The sequence below is a fragment of the Yersinia canariae genome, assembly GCF_009831415.1.
Taxonomy (GTDB): domain Bacteria; phylum Pseudomonadota; class Gammaproteobacteria; order Enterobacterales; family Enterobacteriaceae; genus Yersinia; species Yersinia canariae.
Genome location: NZ_CP043727.1, coordinates 1 through 22174, shown reverse-complemented (window position 1 = coordinate 22174; position 22174 = coordinate 1). Strand labels below are relative to the sequence as shown.

Here is a 22174-nt window from a genome sequence, read left to right as displayed (position 1 = left end):
CCTACACACAGCCAGCCAGCCCAATCTCGGAACGTCGCTGAAAATCTCTCTCAAATCACCAAAACACCTTCGGTGTTGTAAGGTTAAGCCTCACGGATCATTAGTACTGGTTAGCTCAATGCATCGCTGCACTTACACACCCAGCCTATCAACGTCATAGTCTTTAACGTTCCTTCAGGGGGCTTAAAGCCCCAGGGAAGACTCATCTCGAGGCAAGTTTCCCGCTTAGATGCTTTCAGCGGTTATCTCTTCCGAATTTAGCTACCGGGCAATGCCATTGGCATGACAACCCGAACACCAGTGATTCGTCCACTCCGGTCCTCTCGTACTAGGAGCAGCCCCTCTCAATCTTCCAACGCCCACGGCAGATAGGGACCGAACTGTCTCACGACGTTCTAAACCCAGCTCGCGTACCACTTTAAATGGCGAACAGCCATACCCTTGGGACCTACTTCAGCCCCAGGATGTGATGAGCCGACATCGAGGTGCCAAACACCGCCGTCGATATGAACTCTTGGGCGGTATCAGCCTGTTATCCCCGGAGTACCTTTTATCCGTTGAGCGATGGCCCTTCCATTCAGAACCACCGGATCACTAAGACCTACTTTCGTACCTGCTCGAGCCGTCACTCTCGCAGTCAAGCTAGCTTATGCCTTTGCACTAACCTCACGATGTCCGACCGTGATTAGCTAACCTTCGTGCTCCTCCGTTACTCTTTGGGAGGAGACCGCCCCAGTCAAACTACCCACCAGACACTGTCCTCACCCCGGATCACGGGGCCGAGTTAGAACATCAAACATTAAAGGGTGGTATTTCAAGGTTGGCTCCACGCAGACTGGCGTCCACGCTTCGATGCCTCCCACCTATCCTACACATCAAGGCTCAATGTTCAGTGTCAAGCTATAGTAAAGGTTCACGGGGTCTTTCCGTCTTGCCGCGGGTACACTGCATCTTCACAGCGAGTTCAATTTCACTGAGTCTCGGGTGGAGACAGCCTGGCCATCATTACGCCATTCGTGCAGGTCGGAACTTACCCGACAAGGAATTTCGCTACCTTAGGACCGTTATAGTTACGGCCGCCGTTTACTGGGGCTTCGATCAAGAGCTTCGCCTTGCGGCTGACCCCATCAATTAACCTTCCAGCACCGGGCAGGCGTCACACCGTATACGTCCACTTTCGTGTTTGCACAGTGCTGTGTTTTTATTAAACAGTTGCAGCCAGCTGGTATCTGCGACTGGCTTCGGCGCCGAGAGCAAGTCTCTTTACCTAATGCCAGCGTGCCTTCTCCCGAAGTTACGGCACCATTTTGCCTAGTTCCTTCACCCGAGTTCTCTCAAGCGCCTGAGTATTCTCTACCTGACCACCTGTGTCGGTTTGGGGTACGATTTAATGTTACCTGATGCTTAGAGGCTTTTCCTGGAAGCTTGGCATCAACTACTTCATCACCGTAGTGACTCGTCATCACACCTCAGCGTTGATAAGCAACCGGATTTACCAAGTCGCTCCGCCTACATGCTTAAACCGGGACAACCGTCGCCCGGCTAGCCTAGCCTTCTCCGTCCCCCCTTCGCAGTAACACCAAGTACAGGAATATTAACCTGTTTCCCATCGACTACGCTTTTCAGCCTCGCCTTAGGGGTCGACTCACCCTGCCCCGATTAACGTTGGACAGGAACCCTTGGTCTTCCGGCGTGCGGGCTTTTCACCCGCATTATCGTTACTTATGTCAGCATTCGCACTTCTGATACCTCCAGCAACCCTCACAGGTCACCTTCAACGGCTTACAGAACGCTCCCCTACCCAACAACACCTAAGTGTCGCTGCCGCAGCTTCGGTGCATGGTTTAGCCCCGTTACATCTTCCGCGCAGGCCGACTCGACCAGTGAGCTATTACGCTTTCTTTAAATGATGGCTGCTTCTAAGCCAACATCCTGGCTGTCTATGCCTTCCCACATCGTTTCCCACTTAACCATGACTTTGGGACCTTAGCTGGCGGTCTGGGTTGTTTCCCTCTTCACGACGGACGTTAGCACCCGCCGTGTGTCTCCCGTGATAACATTCTTCGGTATTCGGAGTTTGCATCGGTTTGGTAAGTCGGGATGACCCCCTAGCCGAAACAGTGCTCTACCCCCGAAGATGAGTTCACGAGGCGCTACCTAAATAGCTTTCGGGGAGAACCAGCTATCTCCCGGTTTGATTGGCCTTTCACCCCCAGCCACAAGTCATCCGCTAATTTTTCAACATTAGTCGGTTCGGTCCTCCAGTTAGTGTTACCCAACCTTCAACCTGCCCATGGCTAGATCACCGGGTTTCGGGTCTATACCTTGCAACTAGACGCCCAGTTAAGACTCGGTTTCCCTACGGCTCCCCTATTCGGTTAACCTTGCTACAAAATATAAGTCGCTGACCCATTATACAAAAGGTACGCAGTCACACCACGAAGGTGCTCCCACTGCTTGTACGTACACGGTTTCAGGTTCTATTTCACTCCCCTCGCCGGGGTTCTTTTCGCCTTTCCCTCACGGTACTGGTTCACTATCGGTCAGTCAGGAGTATTTAGCCTTGGAGGATGGTCCCCCCATATTCAGACAGGATGTCACGTGTCCCGCCCTACTCATCGAGTTCACAGCAAGTGTGTTTTTGTGTACGGGAGTATCACCCTGTACCCTGCGACTTTCCAGACGCTTCCACTAACACACAAACTGATTCAGACTCTGGGCTCCTCCCCGTTCGCTCGCCGCTACTGGGGGAATCTCGGTTGATTTCTTTTCCTCGGGGTACTTAGATGTTTCAGTTCCCCCGGTTCGCCTTGCATGGCTATGTATTCACCATGCAATAGTGCAACGAATTGCACTGGGTTTCCCCATTCGGGTATCGTCGGTTGTAACGGTTCATATCACCTTACCGACGCTTTTCGCAGATTAGCACGCCCTTCATCGCCTCTGACTGCCTAGGCATCCACCGTGTACGCTTAGTCGCTTAACCTCACAACCCGAAGGTGTCTTTACAGACATCGTCGTATTGCGATTATTTGAGAGACTCTAATACAGGTTAATCCTTATCTCAGTACTTCTACGGAGAGATAAGTTTCAGCTGTATTGTTTCAATTTTCAGCTTGTTCCAGATTGTTAAAGAGCAATATCTTAAACACGACTCGTTAAAGTCATCTTTAAGATATTTTCAGTTCATAAAGAACCGGTGATAATGTCTTTCACACATTATCGGAGTGGCGTCCCCAAGGGGATTCGAACCCCTGTTACAGCCGTGAAAGGGCAGTGTCCTAGGCCTCTAGACGATGGGGACACAAAAATCCGATTAAATCATTCAACTTAATCGTTTTTGCATCAGCATGAGTCGAAACTCACAACATCAACAGGTGCTCTTGCTCGTTTACATTCATCAGACAATCTGTGTGGACACTGCGCAATGCGTATCGTTAGGTAAGGAGGTGATCCAACCGCAGGTTCCCCTACGGTTACCTTGTTACGACTTCACCCCAGTCATGAATCACAAAGTGGTAAGCGCCCTCCCGAAGGTTAAGCTACCTACTTCTTTTGCAACCCACTCCCATGGTGTGACGGGCGGTGTGTACAAGGCCCGGGAACGTATTCACCGTAGCATTCTGATCTACGATTACTAGCGATTCCGACTTCATGGAGTCGAGTTGCAGACTCCAATCCGGACTACGACAGACTTTATGTGGTCCGCTTGCTCTCGCGAGTTCGCTTCACTTTGTATCTGCCATTGTAGCACGTGTGTAGCCCTACTCGTAAGGGCCATGATGACTTGACGTCATCCCCACCTTCCTCCGGTTTATCACCGGCAGTCTCCTTTGAGTTCCCACCATTACGTGCTGGCAACAAAGGATAAGGGTTGCGCTCGTTGCGGGACTTAACCCAACATTTCACAACACGAGCTGACGACAGCCATGCAGCACCTGTCTCACAGTTCCCGAAGGCACCGAAGCATCTCTGCTAAGTTCTGTGGATGTCAAGAGTAGGTAAGGTTCTTCGCGTTGCATCGAATTAAACCACATGCTCCACCGCTTGTGCGGGCCCCCGTCAATTCATTTGAGTTTTAACCTTGCGGCCGTACTCCCCAGGCGGTCGACTTAACGCGTTAGCTCCGGAAGCCACGCCTCAAGGGCACAACCTCCAAGTCGACATCGTTTACAGCGTGGACTACCAGGGTATCTAATCCTGTTTGCTCCCCACGCTTTCGCACCTGAGCGTCAGTCTTTGTCCAGGGGGCCGCCTTCGCCACCGGTATTCCTCCAGATCTCTACGCATTTCACCGCTACACCTGGAATTCTACCCCCCCTCTACAAGACTCTAGCTTGCCAGTTTCAAATGCAGTTCCCACGTTAAGCGCGGGGATTTCACATCTGACTTAACAAACCGCCTGCGTGCGCTTTACGCCCAGTAATTCCGATTAACGCTTGCACCCTCCGTATTACCGCGGCTGCTGGCACGGAGTTAGCCGGTGCTTCTTCTGCGAGTAACGTCAATCACTGCGGTTATTAACCACAATGCCTTCCTCCTCGCTGAAAGTGCTTTACAACCCGAAGGCCTTCTTCACACACGCGGCATGGCTGCATCAGGCTTGCGCCCATTGTGCAATATTCCCCACTGCTGCCTCCCGTAGGAGTCTGGACCGTGTCTCAGTTCCAGTGTGGCTGGTCATCCTCTCAGACCAGCTAGGGATCGTCGCCTAGGTGAGCCGTTACCCCACCTACTAGCTAATCCCATCTGGGCACATCCGATGGCGTGAGGCCCTAAGGTCCCCCACTTTGCTCTTGCGAGGTCATGCGGTATTAGCTACCGTTTCCAGTAGTTATCCCCCTCCATCAGGCAGTTTCCCAGACATTACTCACCCGTCCGCCGCTCGCCGGCGAAGTAGTAAACTACTTCCCGCTGCCGCTCGACTTGCATGTGTTAGGCCTGCCGCCAGCGTTCAATCTGAGCCATGATCAAACTCTTCAATTTAAGATTTGTTTGATTTGCTACTAATGAAAGTAGCGATGCTCAAAGATTACTTTCTGCAAATATGCATTCGAACCGAGGTTCAAATGTGTACTGCTTTGGTCACTCTTCAAGACTTTGATATTTCTTTGCCTGTCGAAACAGGCTTCGATATCGTCTTGCGAGTGCCCACACAGATTGTCTGATAAATTGTTAAAGAGCGTTCGTTACCCGTTTGCCTTGCGGCGAATCTTACGGTAACGCGGGAGGCAGATAATACGCTTTCCCGCTGAAGAGTCAAGAGTTTATTTGTTTTCTTTCGAAGTCAAAGTCTATCTTTTCTCTTCCTGACCCGGCGAAGTATGTTTCGTTGTTCCCGGTCAGTGGAGGCGCATTATAGGGAGTTCCTGACAGCCTGCAACCCCTAATTTGAAAAAACTTTTCAACCGTGTTTTTTTTCAGCAATAATGGGATAAAAGGCCAATGTTTAAACAATTATTAAGCTAAACATTCAATACCCGAGTTAAACAGTAGAGTAAAATAGAAGTATAAGAAGACAGATAGGACAAAACACCATGCAACTAAATACCCAACAACAGGCCGCTCAGCGCAATCTTTCATATCTGCTGGCCGAAAAAATTGGCCAACGCATCCTTGCAGGAGAATATGAAGCCGGCAGTATCTTGCCTGGTGAGATAGAGTTGGGGGAACAATTTGGTGTCAGCCGTACCGCAGTTCGTGAAGCCGTAAAGATGCTCGCTGCAAAAGGGATGTTATTACCGCGTCCACGTATCGGCACTCGCGTTATGCCGCAAACCAACTGGAACTTCCTTGATCAGGAATTACTAACCTGGTGGATGACTAGGGAGAATTTCGATCAAGTCATGCAACACTTCCTTATATTAAGGAGGTCACTTGAACCTCAAGCTTGTTCACTGGCCGCTACCCATGCCAATGAAATGCAGAAAGCCCTGTTAGCATCATTAATGACAGAGATGCGGGAGCTGCATGCCCATTTTAATCGTGAACGCTGGATTCAAGTGGATGCTCAGTTTCATCAATTAATCTATGAAGCCAGCGGTAATCCATTTTTAACATCTTTCGCTAATTTGTTCAGTTCTGTTTATCACAGTTACTTTCGTTCAATTACCGGCGATGAAGTGATTAAGCTGCAACACCATCAAAATATTGTCGATACCATTTTGGCCGGTGATAACCAAGGTGCGTTAGTGGCTTGTCAGGTGCTATTAAAAGAGAAAGACTAACTGCCAAATGTTGTTTATATCTATATATATAGAGAGGGTACTCACGCCCACCCAATATAATCAGGACGGACAATGATAAAATCTGCACGCAGCATGGCGGGCCTCCCTTGGATAGCCGCCATGGCTTTCTTTATGCAGGCTTTGGATGCCACAATACTGAATACTGCACTCCCTTCAATCGCGGAAAGTCTTAATCGTTCACCTCTGACAATGCAGTCGGCCATTATTAGCTACACCCTCACGGTTGCGATGCTAATTCCGGTGAGTGGCTGGCTGGCCGATCGTTTCGGAACTCGGCGGGTTTTCATTTTAGCGGTTTCATTATTTACGATGGGGTCATTACTGTGTGCGCTGTCCGGCTCTCTGCCATTTTTGGTTGCTTCCCGTGTTATTCAAGGGGTGGGTGGCGCTATGATGATGCCCGTTGCCAGACTCGCACTTATCCGAGCTTATCCGCGCAGTGAGTTATTACCAGTATTAAATTTCGTCACCATCCCAGGATTAATTGGCCCGGTAATGGGACCATTATTAGGTGGCTTGCTGGTAACCTACGCCACATGGCACTGGATTTTCATCCTTAATATTCCTATCGGCTTATTGGGCATATTTTATGCTCGCAAATATATGCCGGACTTCACCATGCCAAAACGCGCCTTTGATATTATCGGATTTCTGCTATTTGGTAGCAGTTTAGTCATGATATCCGTGAGCCTGGAAATTATGGGGCGGCCCGATATTGCCAGTTATCTGCCTATTATGGTGCTACTGGCCGGTTTATTGATGCTGCTCTTCTATATATTCCATGCGAAAGGGCATCCAAATCCTCTCATTGGTTTGCCGTTGTTTAAAACCCGCACATTCTCTGTCGGTATTGCCGGTAACGTAGCATCACGTTTAGGTACAGGTTGTGTTCCTTTCTTGATACCACTGATGTTGCAGGTTGGATTTGGTTATTCCGCTATTATTGCCGGTTGCATGATGGCGCCAACGGCCATTGGTTCAATGATGGCTAAATCCGCTGTCACCCAAGTTTTACGTTCATTAGGATACCGCACGGTATTAGTTGGTATTACGGCCATTATTGGTGTGCTGATTGCCTTATTTGCATTTCAATCGCCGGGCATGCCAGCTTGGATGATGATATTGCCGCTATTTATCTTGGGTATGGCGATGTCGACACAATTTACCGCGATGAACACCATTACGTTGGCTGACTTAACAGATAGCAATGCCAGTTCAGGTAACAGTGTCTTAGCGGTAACCCAGCAACTGGCGATTAGTTTCGGGGTGGCTATCAGCGCAGTGGTTTTACGGTTTTACGATGGATTGTCGCTTGGTGATAATGTCGACCACTTCCACTACACCTTTATTACGATGGGGGTGGTGACGTTGCTTTCATCCGTGGTGTTCTTATTACTCAAACCTAAAGATGGCGATAACTTAATTCAGGGCCGTAATGTAAAAAAAGTGAATCAGCCCGCAGAGAGTGAGGTTTAACGGACGGCGACTGAACCGCGCTCAATTAGCTCGGGAGTGAGAATCAGAACCTGTGGTTCCGCTTCCGGGTTATTTAGCCGGTGAATAAGAGTATCAATAGCCAGTTCGCCGAGGTCATCTTTTGGTTGATGAATCGTCGTCAAAGGTGGCGTCATATATTGTGCGATTTCAATATCATCATAACCGATGACCGCCATATCTTGCGGAATCGATAACCCTGCCTGATGCAAAGCCTGATAAACACCAACCGCCATAGCATCATTACTGGTAAATACTGCTTCAGGGGGCTGCGGCAATGCAAGTAACTGCTTCATAGCAACTAAACCGCCACCAAATTCAAAGTCACTGGCAACCTCATAACCTGGAAGCACGGGTAGGCCCGCGCGATCCATTGCCTGGCGGAATCCTTCCAAACGTTCTTTCGCCGGTGTTTTATCTTGTGGGCCAGCAATACAGGCAATACGAGTATATCCTCTAGCAATCAAATACGAGGTTGCCATTTCTCCGCCCAATAAAGAGTTGTCCTGGATGACGTCATTGACCCCTTCGAAAGGCGCCCAGTCCATCATAATAATCGGCAGAGAAGGATAACAACGCAGAATATCCTGCGACGGGCGGTGACTCTCAGTGCACATCAGTAGCAAACCATCGACCCGTTTTTGCATCAGGGTTTCAATGCTACGACTCATGCGATCAATATCGCCCTCGGTATTACACAGAATCAAACTGTAGCCGCGCTCATAGCAACTGCGCTCCACGCCACGTACCACTTCAGCATAAAATGGGTTGCTACTGGCAGTAACTAACATGCCGATAGTCCGAGTTTCGTTGAGTTTTAAACTCCGCGCCAGCGCAGAAGGTGCATAGTGAAGTTGCTTGATGGCTGCCAGCACTTTGTCGCGAATAGGATCGCTAACAAAACGATTCTTATTAATGACATGCGAGACAGTAGAGGTTGATACGCCCGCTAAGCGGGCGACATCTTTCATGGTGGCCAAAGTTATACCCGATCTTGTAAGAAACTGTCGATTTCGGCCCGCCAAGGAATGGAAGGTTGTGCGCCAGAACGAGTCACTGCTATAGCGGCCGCAGCATGCGCAAATCGGACGGCTAAGTCCATCGATTGGCCTTCTAATAAAGCAGTCAGTAATGCTCCATTGAATGTATCACCGGCGGCGATAGTATCCACCGCATTAACTTTGAATCCCGCGACCAACTTACCCTCGCCTTGCTCACTGAGCCACACACCGCGGCTGCCCAAGGTAATAATGACGGTTGCGATACCTTTATCATGCAGAATCTGAGCAGCTTTTGCTGCATCATCATCCAGCTCAATATGAATACCCGTTAAGCGCTCAGCTTCCGTTTCATTTGGGGTAATCATATCCACCAGCATTAACAGCTCATCGGGCAGTTCGCGGGCTGGAGCCGGATTCAGGATAACCTGAGTTTGATGCTGTTTTGCCAATTTAGCGGCGGCGATAACGGTCTCAAGAGGGGATTCCAGTTGCATCAATAATGCATCTGCGTCAATAACTTGCTGCTGATAGCAACCAAGATATTCAGGAGTCACCGCCGAGTTTGCCCCCGCATGAATACCAATAACGTTCTCGCCTTCACCATTAACAAAAATCAGCGCCACACCTGTCGTGGTGCCCGCTACCGCCTCAATAGGTGCGGTATCAATATTATCACTGGCTAACTGCTGGCGTACCCGGTCACCAATATCATCTTCACCCACACAGGCAATAAACGCGATATTCGCCCCGCTACGGCCAGCGGCAACGGCTTGATTAGCCCCTTTTCCGCCGAAAGCAACTTTATACTGCTTCCCGATCACCGTTTCACCTGGACGCGGAAACTGCTCAATATTCAAAATATGGTCGGCATTGATGCTACCCAAGACCACTAATTTACCTGTTTCCATCGTATTTATTCCTATGTAGATGACGTCACCGCCCAGATGACTGCGGCGGCGACGTTATGCCCTGCTTTTCTTTATTATTCTTTAATGAAAAACGTTATTGCTTAGTCACTAACTTCAAGTCAACTGGGATAACGGCTTGTACTTTTTCGCCTTTCAATACTTTATCCGCAGTTTGCACCCCAATAACACCAATCTGGTCAGGACGTTGAGCGATGGTTGCGCCCATTTTGCCGCTTTCGACCGCTTTGATACCATCGTCAGTGCCATCAAAACCAACCACTAACACATCAGTTTTGCCCGCAGTCTGCAAAGCACGCAGTGCGCCCAGCGCCATTTCGTCATTCTGAGCAAAGACCGCCTGAACATCTGGGTGAGCCGTCAGCAAGTTCTGCATGACATTCAAACCTTTAGTGCGGTCAAAATCAGCCGGTTGGCTAGCCAGCAACTGGAATTTGTTTTTTTCCATTGATTGCTTGAAGCCCTCGCCGCGCTCACGAGCAGCAGATGCCCCCGCAATCCCTTCCAACTGAATCACTTTGGCATCAGTACCGACTTTCTTCGCAATGTAATCACCGGCCATTTTGCCGCCGAAACGGTTATCAGAGGCCACGTGGCTCACAACAGTGCCGGCGTTAGCCAAGCGGTCGAGGGTAATCACTGGAATATTGGCCTGATTGGCCATTTTAACCGCGTTGCCGACGGCATCTGAGTCAGTTGGGTTAATCAGCAACAATTTGGTGCCGCGCACAGTTAAATCCTGCACGTTAGCCAATTCTTTAGCCGGGTTGTTTTGGGAGTCCAATATCACCAGGTTGTAGCCAAGCTTATCCGCTTCTTTTTGTGCGCCGTCTTTCATTGAAACAAAGAACGGGTTATTCAGCGTGGAAACTACCAGCGCGATCGTGTCTTTTGCCAGCGCGTTAGCACTTACGGTAGCGCTCAATGCAACAACAGAGATCAATGTAGCCAGTTTCTTCATTTTCATGGTCGCAATTCCTGTAGGGAGAGAGGTTATTTGCTGCTTTTGTTGTCTACCAATACCGCAAGCAGGATAACCACTGCTTTGACGATCATTTGGTAGTAAGAGGAGACACCCAATAAATTCAAACCGTTATTTAAAAAGCCGAGGATTAATGCGCCGATTAGAGTGCCAACAATACGCCCTTTGCCCCCAGCAAGACTGGTACCACCCAAGACAACAGCTGCTATTGCATCCAGCTCATAACCGGTACCGGCTGTAGGTTGTGCTGATGATAAGCGGGCAACTTCAATAATCCCTGCCAATGCCGCTAACAACCCACAGAGTGAATAAACAATGATTTTAACTTTATCAACACTAATACCAGAGAGGCGTGTTGCAGACTCATTCCCCCCCAGCGCATAGATATAACGGCCTAAGCGCGTGTGGTGCAGCATGTACCATGCCGCAATAAAGACAATAGCCATCAACCAGATAGGAGTTGGCACACCAAATGGACGCCCAATACCGAACCAGCCAAAAGTATCTGCCACATCAGTAAAACCGGTATTTATCGGGCTACCATTGGTATAAACCATGGTGACACCGCGCAGTAACAGCATCATGACCAAAGTGGCAATAAATGCCTGCACTTTGCCTTTAGCAACAATCACCCCGGTGATGCCGCCAATAAACGCCCCCAATGCTAACGCGGCACCGACAGCCACCAGCGCATTGACTTCCAGCCCGACAATCGAGGCCGCAACCGCGCCAGTCAGCGCCAATAATGACCCCACTGACAGGTCAATACCGGAGGTCAGGATAACCAGTGTCATCCCGACGGCCATAATGGCGTTGACGGAAGTCTGCTGGAGAATGTTAAACATGTTATTAAGGGTAAAAAAGTTCGGGCTTAGTGACGAAACCACAGCAATCAGCACCAACAGCGCAATCAGTGATTTTTGTTCTAATAACCATTCTTTACTGAACCAGCGCTTTGTCTGGATAGTCTGGGAACTCATATCTGATTACTCCTGCTCGACTCGCTTTTACTTGTCAATAAATCACGTTTACCGACGGCCGCAGCCATCAATACTTCCTGGGTCGCCTGTTCAATAGTGAACTCGCCGCTTAGCTGGCCTTCATGCATCACAAGAATGCGGTCACTCATGCCCAGCACTTCCGGCATTTCCGAGGAAACCAGAATGATGCTCAGCCCTTCTTGTTTGAATTGATTAATTAACTGGTAGATTTCTTTTTTGGCCCCGACGTCCACACCGCGAGTCGGTTCATCAAGAATCAAAACTTTCGGCCGAGTCATTAAGCCACGGGCGATAGCCACTTTCTGCTGATTACCACCCGATAACAAACCAATTGGCTGTTCCATGGAAGGCGTTTTGATATTAAATAAACGTATGAAATCTGCGACCGCCAGTTGTTCATCTGCGTGCTTGAGTGAACCGCCCGCACGGCTGAAATAACGTAATGCCGTCAAAGACATATTCTCTTTCACTGACATTCCCAGCACTAAACCATCGCGTTTACGGTCTTCGGAAATATAAACAATGCCGTTTGCCAAACCGTCCTGCGGTGAATGAGTGACCACTTCGCGGCCATCTAACATTACAAAGCCCGATTTACGCGGCAGCGCACCATAGATGATTTTCATCAGCTCAGTGCGGCCAGCACCCATTAAACCCGCGACGCCCAAAATCTCACCGCTGTAGAGTGTGAAACTGACATTTTCCACCCCTGGCCCGCATAACTGTTTGACCTGTAGACGTTTTTCACCACGCGGTAAATTCAGACGCGGATATTGCTCTTCCAATTTGCGGCCAACCATCATCTCAATCAGTGAGTTTTCAGTCAGCGTATTCACCGGTTTTTCTGCGATAAACTGCCCATCACGGAATACTGTGACGTCGTCGCAAATCTCAAAGATTTCTTTTAAGCGGTGGGAGATATAAACAATGCCACGGCCTTCTGCTTTTAACTCTCTAATAACATTAAATAAAGAAGCCGTTTCGGTATCAGTCAGTGCATCGGTTGGCTCATCCATGATGATGACTTTGGATTCAAAGCTCAGCACTTTGGCGATTTCCACCATTTGCTGATCACCAATGGAAAGCTCGCCCACCAGCCGATGGCTGCTGTAACTGATATTCAGACGCGCCAGCAATAAATCGGCTTCGGCATACATCTTTTTCCAATCGATGCCACCAAAACGATTAACAAACTCACGGCCTAAAAAGATATTTTCTGCGATGGTTAATTGTGGGATCAGGTTAAGTTCCTGATGAATAATGCCGATCCCCGCTTCCTGCGAGTCTTTCGGGCCATTAAACACCACTTCTTTACCCAAGAAATGCTGACTGCCGGCATCTTTATTGTAGATACCGGTCAGCACTTTCATCATGGTCGATTTTCCGGCCCCATTTTCCCCTACCAGCGCCATCACCCTGCCTGGGTAAACACTCAGCGCAGCACCGGAGAGTGCTTTGACGCCGGGAAAGGCTTTATCAATCCCCTTCAGTTGCAGCAAAGGTTGCATAAATGCCTCAGAAAGTTACGCCGGAGCAGAGAATGATGTTAGCAAAGGGGGAACATTCCCCGCTACGAATCACTGCCCGGCTTTGTTTGGTTTGCTCTTTAAAAGCCTCATGGCTGATATAGTGCAAAGCAATTTGGTTTCCCTGGTGTTGCTCAAGTTGTGTAATTTGGGCGAGTAACGTTTCATGGAGTTGCGGGTTATTTTTAATAATTTCCTGCGCAAGGTAAGCACTCTCAACCTGCATTTCTTGCACGACTACCTCAAAAACCTGGAGGAACCCAGGGACGCCTCGAGTCAATGCCAAATCGATACGTGTGGTGGTTGCCGGTATTGGCAGCCCCGCATCACCTATCACAATCTGATCGGTATGGCCCAAGCGGGAGATAACAGCGGAAATATCAGAATTCAGTAATGCGCCTTTTTTCATTTTCTACTCCAACAGCGAAACGTTTCGCTGATACTGAGTTTAGAAAAATAGCCGCAGAAGGCAAACCCAATTTGGTGAAATTGTGATCGCCATCGAAACGTTTCGCTGAACAAATGAAAAGTGGGAATCATAGATGTAGAAAAGGCCGCTATGTTTAACGGCCTTTTCAGATTAAATCTCTACCTGTGTCCCCAGTTCAATAACCCGGTTAGGTGGGATCTCAAACTGATCGGCGGCGCGCAGCGCATTACGGCTGAGGGCAATAAACAGCTTGCCGCGCAAGAACAGATACCACGGCCGTTTGGTCAGAATAAGTGACTCGTGGGACATAAAGAACGAGGTCTCCATCATCTGGCAGGGCAACCCCTCCAAACCGCAGCGATGGAAAATTTCTTCCACATTCGGCGTTTCATGCCAACCATAACTGGCGACGACCCGCCAGAAAGTCGGTGAGAGCTGCTCAATAGTCACTCGATTGACATTATGAACATACGGCGCATCTTCAGTTCGCAGTGTCAGCAGCACAACCCGCTCATGTAATACTTTGTTATGTTTAAGGTTATGCAGTAATGCAAACGGAATCACATTCATCGCCCGAGACATATACACCGCGGTGCCAGGAACGCGTACTGGTGGTGATTTTTCCAGTGAGGCAATCATAGCTTCCAGTGAATTACCGTGTTCATGCATACGGCGTAGCAAACTGAAACGCTCACTTTTCCACGTGGTCATGATGATGAACATCACCAAGCCCAATGACAATGGCAACCAACCGCCGGAGAACAGTTTCAGTGCGTTAGCGGAGAACATCGGCACATCAACAATCAGTAATGCCACCAGCAAGAAATAGACAAAAAAGCGATTCCAGTGCCAATTTTTCAGTGCCACAGTGCAGAACAGAATACTGGTAATGACCATAGTACCCGTCACGGCAATACCATAAGCTGCGGCCAGATTACTGGAGCGCTCGAAGCCGACAATCACTAATACCACCGCCAGATATAGTGTCCAGTTAATCACCGGAATATATATCTGGCCCGACTCCATTTCTGAAGTATGAATAATGCGCATCGGCGGCAAATAACCCAAACGAACCGCCTGGCGAGTCAGCGAAAATACGCCAGAAATGACCGCTTGCGAGGCAATAACTGTTGCTAGTGTTGCCAGTATTAATAACGGAATCAATGCCCAATCAGGGGCAAGCAGGAAGAAAGGGTTTTTGATAGCTTCTGGGTTTTTCAGTAATAATGCGCCCTGGCCAAAATAATTCAGCACCAATGACGGTAAAACCACCGTGAACCACGCCAACCGAATAGGAAATTTACCAAAGTGCCCCATATCCGCATATAAGGCTTCTACCCCGGTAATCGCTAAAACCACCGCGCCAAGAGCAAAGAACGAAACAGACTTATATTCCGTGAAGAAGCTTATTGCCCACTTAGGATTCAGTGCAGCCAGCACTTCTGGGTTGGCGATAATACTGCGCAAACCTAGCAGCGCCAAGGTCAGGAACCAAACCAACATTACTGGGGCAAACAATTTACCAACACTGCCAGTGCCGTGTTTTTGAATAATAAACAGCAGAGTTAACACGGCAATAGAGCAGGGGACAATATAAGGATCAAGAGCAGGAGCGGCAATTTCCAGCCCTTCGATGGCCGACATAACCGATATTGCCGGAGTGATGACCACCTCGCCATAAAAGAAACTGCCGCCAATTAGTCCGAGGATAACCAAAATAGAAGTGGCTCTGGAAGAGGTATTACGCCCAGCCAAAGACATTAACGTTAAAATCCCCCCTTCACCGGCGTTATCCGCGCGCATGACATAGGTCAGATATTTAACCGAGACAATCAGAATTAACATCCAAAAAATCAGTGATAAAAAACCGAATACCACATCAGGGCGGACATCAAAACCATAATGACCAGAAAAACACTCTCTCAGGGTATAGAGCGGGCTGGTACCAATATCACCGTAAACCACCCCAATTGCTGCCAGGGTTACCGCCGATAAAGATTGTTTTTTATGTTCTGTGCTCATAATTGAATTCTTTTTGCTAGAACATCCATAAGCTGATATGTGCGCTGAAGAACCGCAATCACCGGTTCTATATTCTTATACACGCCACCAAAAGGCGCACAGTATGCACCATTTCAATAGATTGCCTACTCTTAAATCAAGCAACCATAAGAGCGAAAATAGATCGACTACAAATAGCTAATGATATAAAAATATTACTAATCAACGATCTATCCTATTGAGAAAAACAGGCCATACCACTAAGAAAATGAGGATTTATTCCCCCCGATCAGGTAAAAATTAATCAACTAATGGAACATATAGAGCAATTATGGCGCAATCATCACAATTAGCTGAAAGAATCTCCCGCTTGAGCAGTGCCCTAGAAAGTGGTCTGTATGAAAGACAGGAAGCTATCCGCTTGTGTTTATTGGCCGCTCTCAGTGGTGAGAGTGTCTTCCTGCTCGGCCCACCGGGGATTGCTAAAAGCCTGATTGCCCGCCGACTGAAATTTGCTTTCCGTAATGCGCGGGCATTTGAATATCTAATGACCCGTTTTTCTACGCCGGAAGAAGTCTTTGGCCCACTCTCGATTCAGGCCTTAAAAGAAGAAGGGCGCTATCAGCGCATGACTGGCGGTTACTTGCCAGAAGCTGAAATCGTTTTCCTGGATGAAATCTGGAAAGCTGGCCCGGCTATCTTGAATACCTTACTCACCGCAATTAATGAAAGACGTTTTCGTAATGGTGATCGGGAAGACAGTATCCCAATGCGCTTGTTGGTGACCGCCTCTAACGAATTACCCGATGCGGACAGCAGCCTGGAAGCGCTTTATGACCGAATGTTAATCCGGTTATGGCTAGATCGCGTACAAGAAAAACAGAATTTCCGCTCTTTGCTCCTTAGCCGGCAAAATGAAAATCATAATCCTGTGGCTGAAAATCTCAGTATCAGTGATGAAGAGTTTTATCAGTGGCAGCCCTTAATAGACAAAATAGCGCTGCCGGATAACTGTTTTGAGCTTATTTTTCAGTTACGTCAACAGCTCAGTGCGCAAGAACATGCGCCGTATGTCTCTGACAGGCGTTGGAAAAAGGCCCTGCGCTTACTGCAAGCCAGTGCTTTTTTCAGTGGGCGGGATGAAATAACCCCTATTGATTTAATTTTGTTAAAAGATTGCTTATGGCATGACCTGAGTTCGCTCAAATTGCTACAGCAGCAGCTTGAACAACTGCTAACTGAGAAGGGATATCAGCAGCAAAGCTTATTAATGAAGCTCCAGCATATTAATGGCCAATGGTTACAACACCAGCAGCAGCAAAGTGACCATCAAGCGCTGACAGTGACGAAACAGAGCGGCATGTTCAGCCGTAAACCGCAATATTCTCTGCCAGACCATCTTACTGACAGCACCCTGACACTGTTCTTGCAAAAACCGCTTAACTTGCATGATATTCAGGTCAATCATCTGCAAATAGAAAAAGAAGCGCTATCTCAATGGCTGAATAAAGGGAGTGCTTTACGCGCCAAATTAAATGGTGTCGGCTATGCCCAATCTATTGATGCCGAAATTGATGAACAACTTCATATCACGGTACTGGATGTGAGCCGCCAGCCATCCATACTGTCACAACCCGGCGCATCCACAACCAGTGTGCCGCCCGAGCTGCTGGTGGAGTTGGCCGAATTGGAAAATAACCTGGCCGAGAAGCGGCGGTTATTCAATCAGCATCAGCCTTGCTTATTCATCCCCTCTTCTTGGTTAGCAAAAATAGAAGCCAGTTTGTTGCAGGTGGCTGAGCAAGTGAAACAGCTACAACAAAAATTACGCGGTCATTAATCGATGCTCAGCCTGGCAACTCTGGATTTGCTACTATCAATAAGTGAAAGCGAGCTTATTGAAGAGATGGTGGTCGGATTACTGGTCTCACCGCAGTTAGCAATATTCTTTGAAAAATTCCCGCGCATTAAACGGGCATTAATGAAAGATATCCCCGGCTGGAAGCAAAACTTGCAACAGCGTATTCGTGAGGCGAAAGTCCCCGCAGGGTTGGCAAATGAATTTGCCTTATATCAACAGAGTTTGTTGGAGGTTAGCCCTCAGTTTTATGCCCATATCCCCGATATTGTGGCGCAGTTACAACAATGGCATTCGCCCTTTGCTACCCAAGCAAAAACATTGCTACAAACTGCTGATTTAGAAAATAATCCCCAAGCCGGTGATAGTTTTCAAACCTTATTTTTACAGCGCTGGCGCGTCAGCCTGACCTTACAAACCATTACTATCCATCATCAGCTACTTGAACAAGAACGCGAACAGCTTTTGGCCGAGTTACAACAGAGATTGGCACTCAGCGGTGCTTTAGAGCCTATTATGGCCACGAATGAGGGTGCAGCAGGGCGGCTTTGGGATATGAGTCAGAGCCATTTGCAGCGCGGTGATTATCAATTATTACTGCAATATGGCGATTTCCTGCAACAACAGCCGGAATTACAGCAATTAGCGGAGCAACTAGGCCGGAGCCGCAGCGCCAAAGCACAACCCACTCCCGAGGCCCGCTACGAACCTTACACCGTCATGGTTCGTCAACCTGATACTGTGCCAGAGGAGGTCAGTGGCATTCATCAGAGCAATGATATTTTGCGATTACTGCCGACTGAGTTAGTTATGTTGGGGATGAGTGAATTGGAGTTTGAGTTTTATCGCCGTTTACTGGAGCGGCGTTTGCTCACTTACCGCTTGCAGGGTGATAACTGGCAGGAAAAAACCTTGCAGCGCCCAGTCAGCCTTAAAAGTCATGACGAACAACCTCGCGGCCCCTTTATTGTCTGTGTCGATACCTCCGGTTCGATGGGGGGCTTCAATGAACAATGTGCCAAAGCTTTCTGTCTGGCCCTGCTACGTATTGCGCTGGCGGATAATCGCCGCTGTTACATCATGCTCTTTGCTACCGAAATCATTCACTACGAGCTATCGTCAGCCAGTGGTATTGAGCAAGCAATACGTTTTCTTAGCCAACATTTCCGGGGGGGAACTGATTTGGCAGCTTGTTTAGCCAATACCCTGAATAAAATGGAAGAGAGAGATTGGTATGACGCGGATGCCGTGATTATTTCCGATTTTATTGCCCAGCGCCTACCGGAGGAATTGATCAGAAAGATTAAAATCCAGCAGCAAGCCCATCAACACCGGTTCCATGCCGTGGCGATGTCAGCCTATGGCAAACCCGGCATCATGCGGATTTTCGATCACATATGGCGCTTTGATACCGGGTTAAAAAGCCGCTTAATACGCCGTTGGAAACGATAATAAATAGCTTTAGTTCAGTAACCCCGCCCCCACGTTAATAGACAAACCCAATATTGTCATATTGAAAACAAAGGATAAAACCGACTGCAATAGCACCACGCGGCGAATATCTGATGTGCCGGTCGAAACATCCGCAGTTTGCGAAGCCACACCAATAGTGAATGAAAAATAGAGGAAATCCCAATAAGAAGGTTCAGTGACCTCTTTAGGGAAAATTAACGGGAGAATAGCGTCCGACTTATCACGGGACAAATAAAATAAATGGGCATAATGCATGGTAAACGCGGTTGGCAATAATAACCACGATACTAATAACGTCATTCCGGTGAGGATTAAATGGAATGCTTTGACCGAGCCAGATAACTGATTCGCCGTGCTTAACTCAAACAGAATAACCAGAATACTCGCCAGACACGCCATGCTGACAATACTCAATACCATCGAAGCACTTTCATCCTGCACTCGAGCTATTAATCTGATTTTTTTCGGATCAGTTCGCAATAATTGCAGCCATAAAAAGAACAAATAGAGCCATGCGAATATATTCCAACTCACCATCAGACGCAGTAATACAGTCAAATGTGATGGCAACAGAAAGTAAGTGATTATTCCTGCGCCAACGGATAATAGCAGCCTTGGACGAGCATGAGAGTAATGTTTAAGAGGGTGAAATCGAGCCATAACGTCAACAACCTTATTGGTGGAATACCTCAGTATTATGCCACCTACAGCATAGATGAAAGAACCCGCTTACGTTTATGATGTTAAAAACCCGCAATAGCGGTATAAGCCATGCGGGTTGAAATAATACAGAAATAGTCTGGCGGGACTTACAGCAGGCCTTCAACCTTCTCGCTGATTTCTGGCCCCCACACCCCACATTGGACCTGGCCAATATGTTGTTGTTGCAGCAATAACATCACTAAACGGGACTGTCCGATGCCACCACCAATGGTCTGCGGCATTTCACCTTTTAGCAGCGATTGGTGCCATTCCAGTTTCAAACGGTCTTCATCAGATGTCAGCGCTAACTGGTGTTTCAGTGCTTGTGCATCCACACGAATCCCCATAGATGAGATTTCAAAAGCATCTTCCAGAACCGGGTTCCAAACAATAATGTCGCCGTTCAACCCGGCAAAACCTTCAGCACTAGCAGTGGTCCAGTCATCATAATCTGGTGCGCGGACATCATGAGACTTGCCATCTGCCAGTTTGCCACCAATCCCAATCAAGAATACCGCGCCCAACTCTTTGGCAATCGCGCGTTCACGGCCCTTAGCATCCAAATCAGGGAATTTAGCGCGCAAACTTTCACTGTGGATAAAATGAATCTGCTCTGGCAGGAAAGGTTTCACACCAAACTCAGTGCTGATTGCCGCTTCAGTTTCTTTAATTGCTGTGTAGATCTTGCTAACAGTGGATTTCAGGTAAGCCAGGTTGCGCTCGCCATCACCCATTACGCGTTCCCAATCCCACTGATCTACATACACAGAATGAATAGCACTGAGGCGATCTTCATCAGGACGCAATGCTTTCATGTGGGTATAAATCCCTTGGTCAGTCCCAAAATCAAAGCGCCCTAAGGTTTTGCGTTTCCATTTAGCTAATGAATGAACAACTTCAAAAGTCGCATCTGGCAAAGTTTTCACTTTTACCTGCACGGCTTTCTCTGACCCAGAAAGGTTATCTTGGGTACCATCACCGACACGGCTCAGGATAGGAGCTTGAACTTCAATTAGCCCCAATTGCTGTTCTAACTGGCGGGAAAAGAAGGATTTTACGAAGCTGATTTGCTGTTGTTTTTGGATAAATTGTTTTTTCATTGCCGTTTTCTCAATTCGTTGTTGTTTATTATGCCATCTGGCTTGTCATCGATTAAGCAACAGAATTGGGGTTAAATTCAATATCCAACAAACAATATTGCCATTTCACTTTTAATCATTCATTTTTATGGCGCTATAATTAAATAATCGATAAAAAAAGGGGGTTAATATGGGTGAAATTTATCAAATCGATAATCTCGATCGCGGCATCCTGAACGCATTAATGGAAAATGCGCGCACACCTTATGCAGAATTAGCTAAAAATTTTGGGGTCAGCCCCGGAACTATTCATGTCCGAGTAGAGAAAATGCGCCAGGCAGGGATTATTACTGCCGCCTGCGTCCACGTGAATCCAAAACAGCTGGGATATGATGTGTGCTGTTTTATCGGCATAATTTTGAAAAGTGCCAAAGATTACCCTTCGGCCCTGAAAAAACTGGAGAGTTTAGAAGAAGTTGTCGAGGCTTATTACACCACAGGCCATTACAGTATCTTTATTAAGGTCATGTGTAAGTCGATAGATGCGCTGCAACAGGTACTTATCAACAAGATCCAGACTATTGATGAGATCCAGTCAACTGAGACGCTTATTTCCCTGCAAAACCCCATTATGCGTACCATCGTGCCCTGACCCCTAAATAACTATACCCACATTATCCACAGGTAGATCCCAGCTGATTCACAGCGTACAATACCGGTTCATTACTTCGGTTGGGTTCTTTATGGCTGACATTACCTTGATCAGTGGCAGTACGCTTGGCAGTGCTGAATATGTTGCTGAACATTTAGCTGAGAAATTAGAAGAAGCAGGTTTCTCCACAGAAACGCTGCATGGCCCGGAATTAGACGAGCTGACTTTAGATGGTATGTGGTTAGTCATCACTTCCACCCATGGTGCCGGTGATCTACCAGACAATCTTCAACCTTTATTAGAACAAATCGAAGAACAGAAACCGGATCTCTCTCAGATTCGTTTTGGTGCCGTCGGTTTGGGCAGTTCAGAATATGACACTTTCTGCGGTGCAGTCAGGAAACTGGATCAAGAATTGATAGCGCTAGGAGCCAAACGTCTGGGTGATATTTTAGAAATAGACGTCATCCAACATGAAATTCCTGAAGATCCGGCCGAGGTTTGGGTTAAAAATTGGATTAATTTGCTCTAATTTGCTTAAAGATCACGCGAACGAATGTGGATAAGTAGGCTTAAAAGCAGGGTAAAAGCGGTACATATCCACATAACAACCTTGGTGACTGAAAGTGCCTGTGCATAACTTGCCATTTAGATCCCAGCTTATACGCAATAGGATCACCGATCATTCACAGCAAACGATCCTCCTTAATCTCATGATCTTTAATGTGAATAATCACTTATCCACAGAGGATCATGATCCTAATAAGAGATCTAATAAAGAGATCTTTAAATAAAAAGATC

15 protein-coding genes, 1 tRNA gene and 2 rRNA genes are annotated in these 22174 nt (G+C 47.7%); 6 read left to right on the top strand and 12 right to left on the bottom strand.

All coding sequences use genetic code 11. The features are described 5' to 3' along the window. Positions 1–79 precede the first annotated feature (79 nt). The 3 genes from F0T03_RS00095 to F0T03_RS00085 all read right to left on the bottom strand — a co-directional run bounded on the left by F0T03_RS00095 (position 80) and on the right by F0T03_RS00085 (position 4986). Positions 80–2986: ribosomal RNA gene (locus F0T03_RS00095) — 23S ribosomal RNA — on the bottom strand. Between the two features lie 242 nt (positions 2987–3228). Next, positions 3229–3304: transfer RNA gene (locus F0T03_RS00090), tRNA-Glu, on the bottom strand. A gap of 138 nt (positions 3305–3442) precedes the next feature. Next, positions 3443–4986, bottom strand: a 16S ribosomal RNA gene (locus F0T03_RS00085). The 16S and 23S rRNA genes sit together here with 1 tRNA gene alongside, the layout of an rRNA operon. Before the next feature lie 551 nt (positions 4987–5537). On the opposite strand from F0T03_RS00085, the gene F0T03_RS00075 reads away from it, so the two are divergent. Both F0T03_RS00075 and mdtD read left to right on the top strand, forming a co-directional pair. Further along, a complete protein-coding gene (locus tag F0T03_RS00075; protein WP_145555361.1) occupies positions 5538–6227 on the top strand; it encodes a FadR/GntR family transcriptional regulator in 690 nt (229 codons plus the stop codon). 72 nt (positions 6228–6299) lie between these two features. Next, positions 6300–7724: a multidrug transporter subunit MdtD gene (gene mdtD, locus F0T03_RS00070; protein ID WP_145555360.1), complete on the top strand. Its 1425-nt coding sequence runs from the start codon at positions 6300–6302 to the stop codon at positions 7722–7724. Here the strand turns inward: mdtD and rbsR are convergent. The 7 genes from rbsR to kup form a co-directional block, all read right to left on the bottom strand. After that, a complete protein-coding gene (rbsR, locus tag F0T03_RS00065; RefSeq protein WP_159677005.1) occupies positions 7721–8722 on the bottom strand; it encodes a ribose operon transcriptional repressor RbsR in 1002 nt (333 codons plus the stop codon). The two genes, mdtD and rbsR, sit on opposite strands and share 4 nt — an antisense overlap. Positions 8723–8724: 2 nt before the next feature. Then, the gene (gene rbsK, locus F0T03_RS00060) at positions 8725–9651 is read right to left on the bottom strand and encodes a ribokinase (RefSeq protein WP_145555358.1); all 927 of its coding nucleotides are present in this window, start codon (positions 9649–9651) and stop codon (positions 8725–8727) included. Between the two features lie 94 nt (positions 9652–9745). Next, positions 9746–10636: a ribose ABC transporter substrate-binding protein RbsB gene (rbsB, locus tag F0T03_RS00055; RefSeq protein ID WP_145555357.1), complete on the bottom strand. Its 891-nt coding sequence runs from the start codon at positions 10634–10636 to the stop codon at positions 9746–9748. A 26-nt stretch (positions 10637–10662) separates the two neighbouring features. After that, a complete protein-coding gene (gene rbsC / locus F0T03_RS00050) occupies positions 10663–11631 on the bottom strand; it encodes a ribose ABC transporter permease (protein ID WP_145555356.1) in 969 nt (322 codons plus the stop codon). Beyond that, positions 11628–13160 (bottom strand): ribose ABC transporter ATP-binding protein RbsA, encoded by a 1533-nt coding sequence (gene rbsA, locus F0T03_RS00045; RefSeq protein ID WP_159677004.1) that lies wholly within the window; start codon positions 13158–13160, stop codon positions 11628–11630. The genes rbsC and rbsA overlap by 4 nt, the downstream gene beginning before the upstream one ends. A gap of 7 nt (positions 13161–13167) precedes the next feature. Then, positions 13168–13587 (bottom strand): D-ribose pyranase, encoded by a 420-nt coding sequence (gene rbsD / locus F0T03_RS00040; protein WP_145555354.1) that lies wholly within the window; start codon positions 13585–13587, stop codon positions 13168–13170. 171 nt (positions 13588–13758) lie between these two features. Continuing rightward, positions 13759–15630: a low affinity potassium transporter Kup gene (gene kup, locus F0T03_RS00035; RefSeq protein ID WP_145555353.1), complete on the bottom strand. Its 1872-nt coding sequence runs from the start codon at positions 15628–15630 to the stop codon at positions 13759–13761. A 310-nt stretch (positions 15631–15940) separates the two neighbouring features. Here kup and ravA point away from each other — a divergent pair, with 310 nt between their 5' ends. Both ravA and viaA read left to right on the top strand, forming a co-directional pair. Continuing rightward, on the top strand, positions 15941–17449 hold the full coding sequence (gene ravA, locus F0T03_RS00030; RefSeq protein ID WP_159677003.1) for an ATPase RavA: 1509 nt from the start codon (positions 15941–15943) through the stop codon (positions 17447–17449). Positions 17450–17452: 3 nt separating this feature from the next. Beyond that, positions 17453–18919, top strand: a complete 1467-nt coding sequence (gene viaA / locus F0T03_RS00025; RefSeq protein WP_145555351.1) for an ATPase RavA stimulator ViaA — start codon at positions 17453–17455, stop codon at positions 18917–18919. A gap of 9 nt (positions 18920–18928) precedes the next feature. On the opposite strand, the gene F0T03_RS00020 is transcribed toward viaA, so the two are convergent. Further along, entirely contained in the window at positions 18929–19600 is a 672-nt protein-coding gene (locus F0T03_RS00020) for a DUF1345 domain-containing protein (RefSeq protein ID WP_145555350.1), read from the bottom strand. Between the two features lie 149 nt (positions 19601–19749). Next, the gene (gene asnA, locus F0T03_RS00015) at positions 19750–20742 is read right to left on the bottom strand and encodes an aspartate--ammonia ligase (protein ID WP_145555349.1); all 993 of its coding nucleotides are present in this window, start codon (positions 20740–20742) and stop codon (positions 19750–19752) included. Between the two features lie 169 nt (positions 20743–20911). On the opposite strand from asnA, the gene asnC reads away from it, so the two are divergent. After that, a complete protein-coding gene (asnC, locus tag F0T03_RS00010) occupies positions 20912–21373 on the top strand; it encodes a transcriptional regulator AsnC (protein ID WP_004393055.1) in 462 nt (153 codons plus the stop codon). 91 nt (positions 21374–21464) lie between these two features. Further along, positions 21465–21905 carry an FMN-binding protein MioC gene (gene mioC / locus F0T03_RS00005; RefSeq protein ID WP_159677002.1) on the top strand — a complete coding sequence of 147 codons (441 nt, stop codon included), beginning with the start codon at positions 21465–21467 and terminating at the stop codon, positions 21903–21905. The last annotated feature ends 269 nt before the right edge of the window (positions 21906–22174 follow it).

Excerpts from the sequence above, each read along its gene's own strand:
- rbsC (WP_145555356.1), bottom strand. The coding sequence starts at position 11,631 with ATGAGTTCCCAGACTATCCAGACAAAGCGCTGGTTCAGTAAAGAATGG.
- viaA (WP_145555351.1), top strand. The coding sequence starts at position 17,453 with ATGCTCAGCCTGGCAACTCTGGATTTGCTACTATCAATAAGTGAAAGC.
- asnA (WP_145555349.1), bottom strand. The coding sequence starts at position 20,742 with ATGAAAAAACAATTTATCCAAAAACAACAGCAAATCAGCTTCGTAAAA.
- rbsK (WP_145555358.1), bottom strand. The coding sequence starts at position 9,651 with ATGGAAACAGGTAAATTAGTGGTCTTGGGTAGCATCAATGCCGACCAT.
- F0T03_RS00020 (WP_145555350.1), bottom strand. The coding sequence starts at position 19,600 with ATGGCTCGATTTCACCCTCTTAAACATTACTCTCATGCTCGTCCAAGG.
- rbsA (WP_159677004.1), bottom strand. The coding sequence starts at position 13,160 with ATGCAACCTTTGCTGCAACTGAAGGGGATTGATAAAGCCTTTCCCGGC.
- F0T03_RS00075 (WP_145555361.1), top strand. The coding sequence starts at position 5,538 with ATGCAACTAAATACCCAACAACAGGCCGCTCAGCGCAATCTTTCATAT.
- mioC (WP_159677002.1), top strand. The coding sequence starts at position 21,465 with ATGGCTGACATTACCTTGATCAGTGGCAGTACGCTTGGCAGTGCTGAA.
- rbsD (WP_145555354.1), bottom strand. The coding sequence starts at position 13,587 with ATGAAAAAAGGCGCATTACTGAATTCTGATATTTCCGCTGTTATCTCC.
- ravA (WP_159677003.1), top strand. The coding sequence starts at position 15,941 with ATGGCGCAATCATCACAATTAGCTGAAAGAATCTCCCGCTTGAGCAGT.
- asnC (WP_004393055.1), top strand. The coding sequence starts at position 20,912 with ATGGGTGAAATTTATCAAATCGATAATCTCGATCGCGGCATCCTGAAC.
- mdtD (WP_145555360.1), top strand. The coding sequence starts at position 6,300 with ATGATAAAATCTGCACGCAGCATGGCGGGCCTCCCTTGGATAGCCGCC.
- kup (WP_145555353.1), bottom strand. The coding sequence starts at position 15,630 with ATGAGCACAGAACATAAAAAACAATCTTTATCGGCGGTAACCCTGGCA.
- rbsB (WP_145555357.1), bottom strand. The coding sequence starts at position 10,636 with ATGAAAATGAAGAAACTGGCTACATTGATCTCTGTTGTTGCATTGAGC.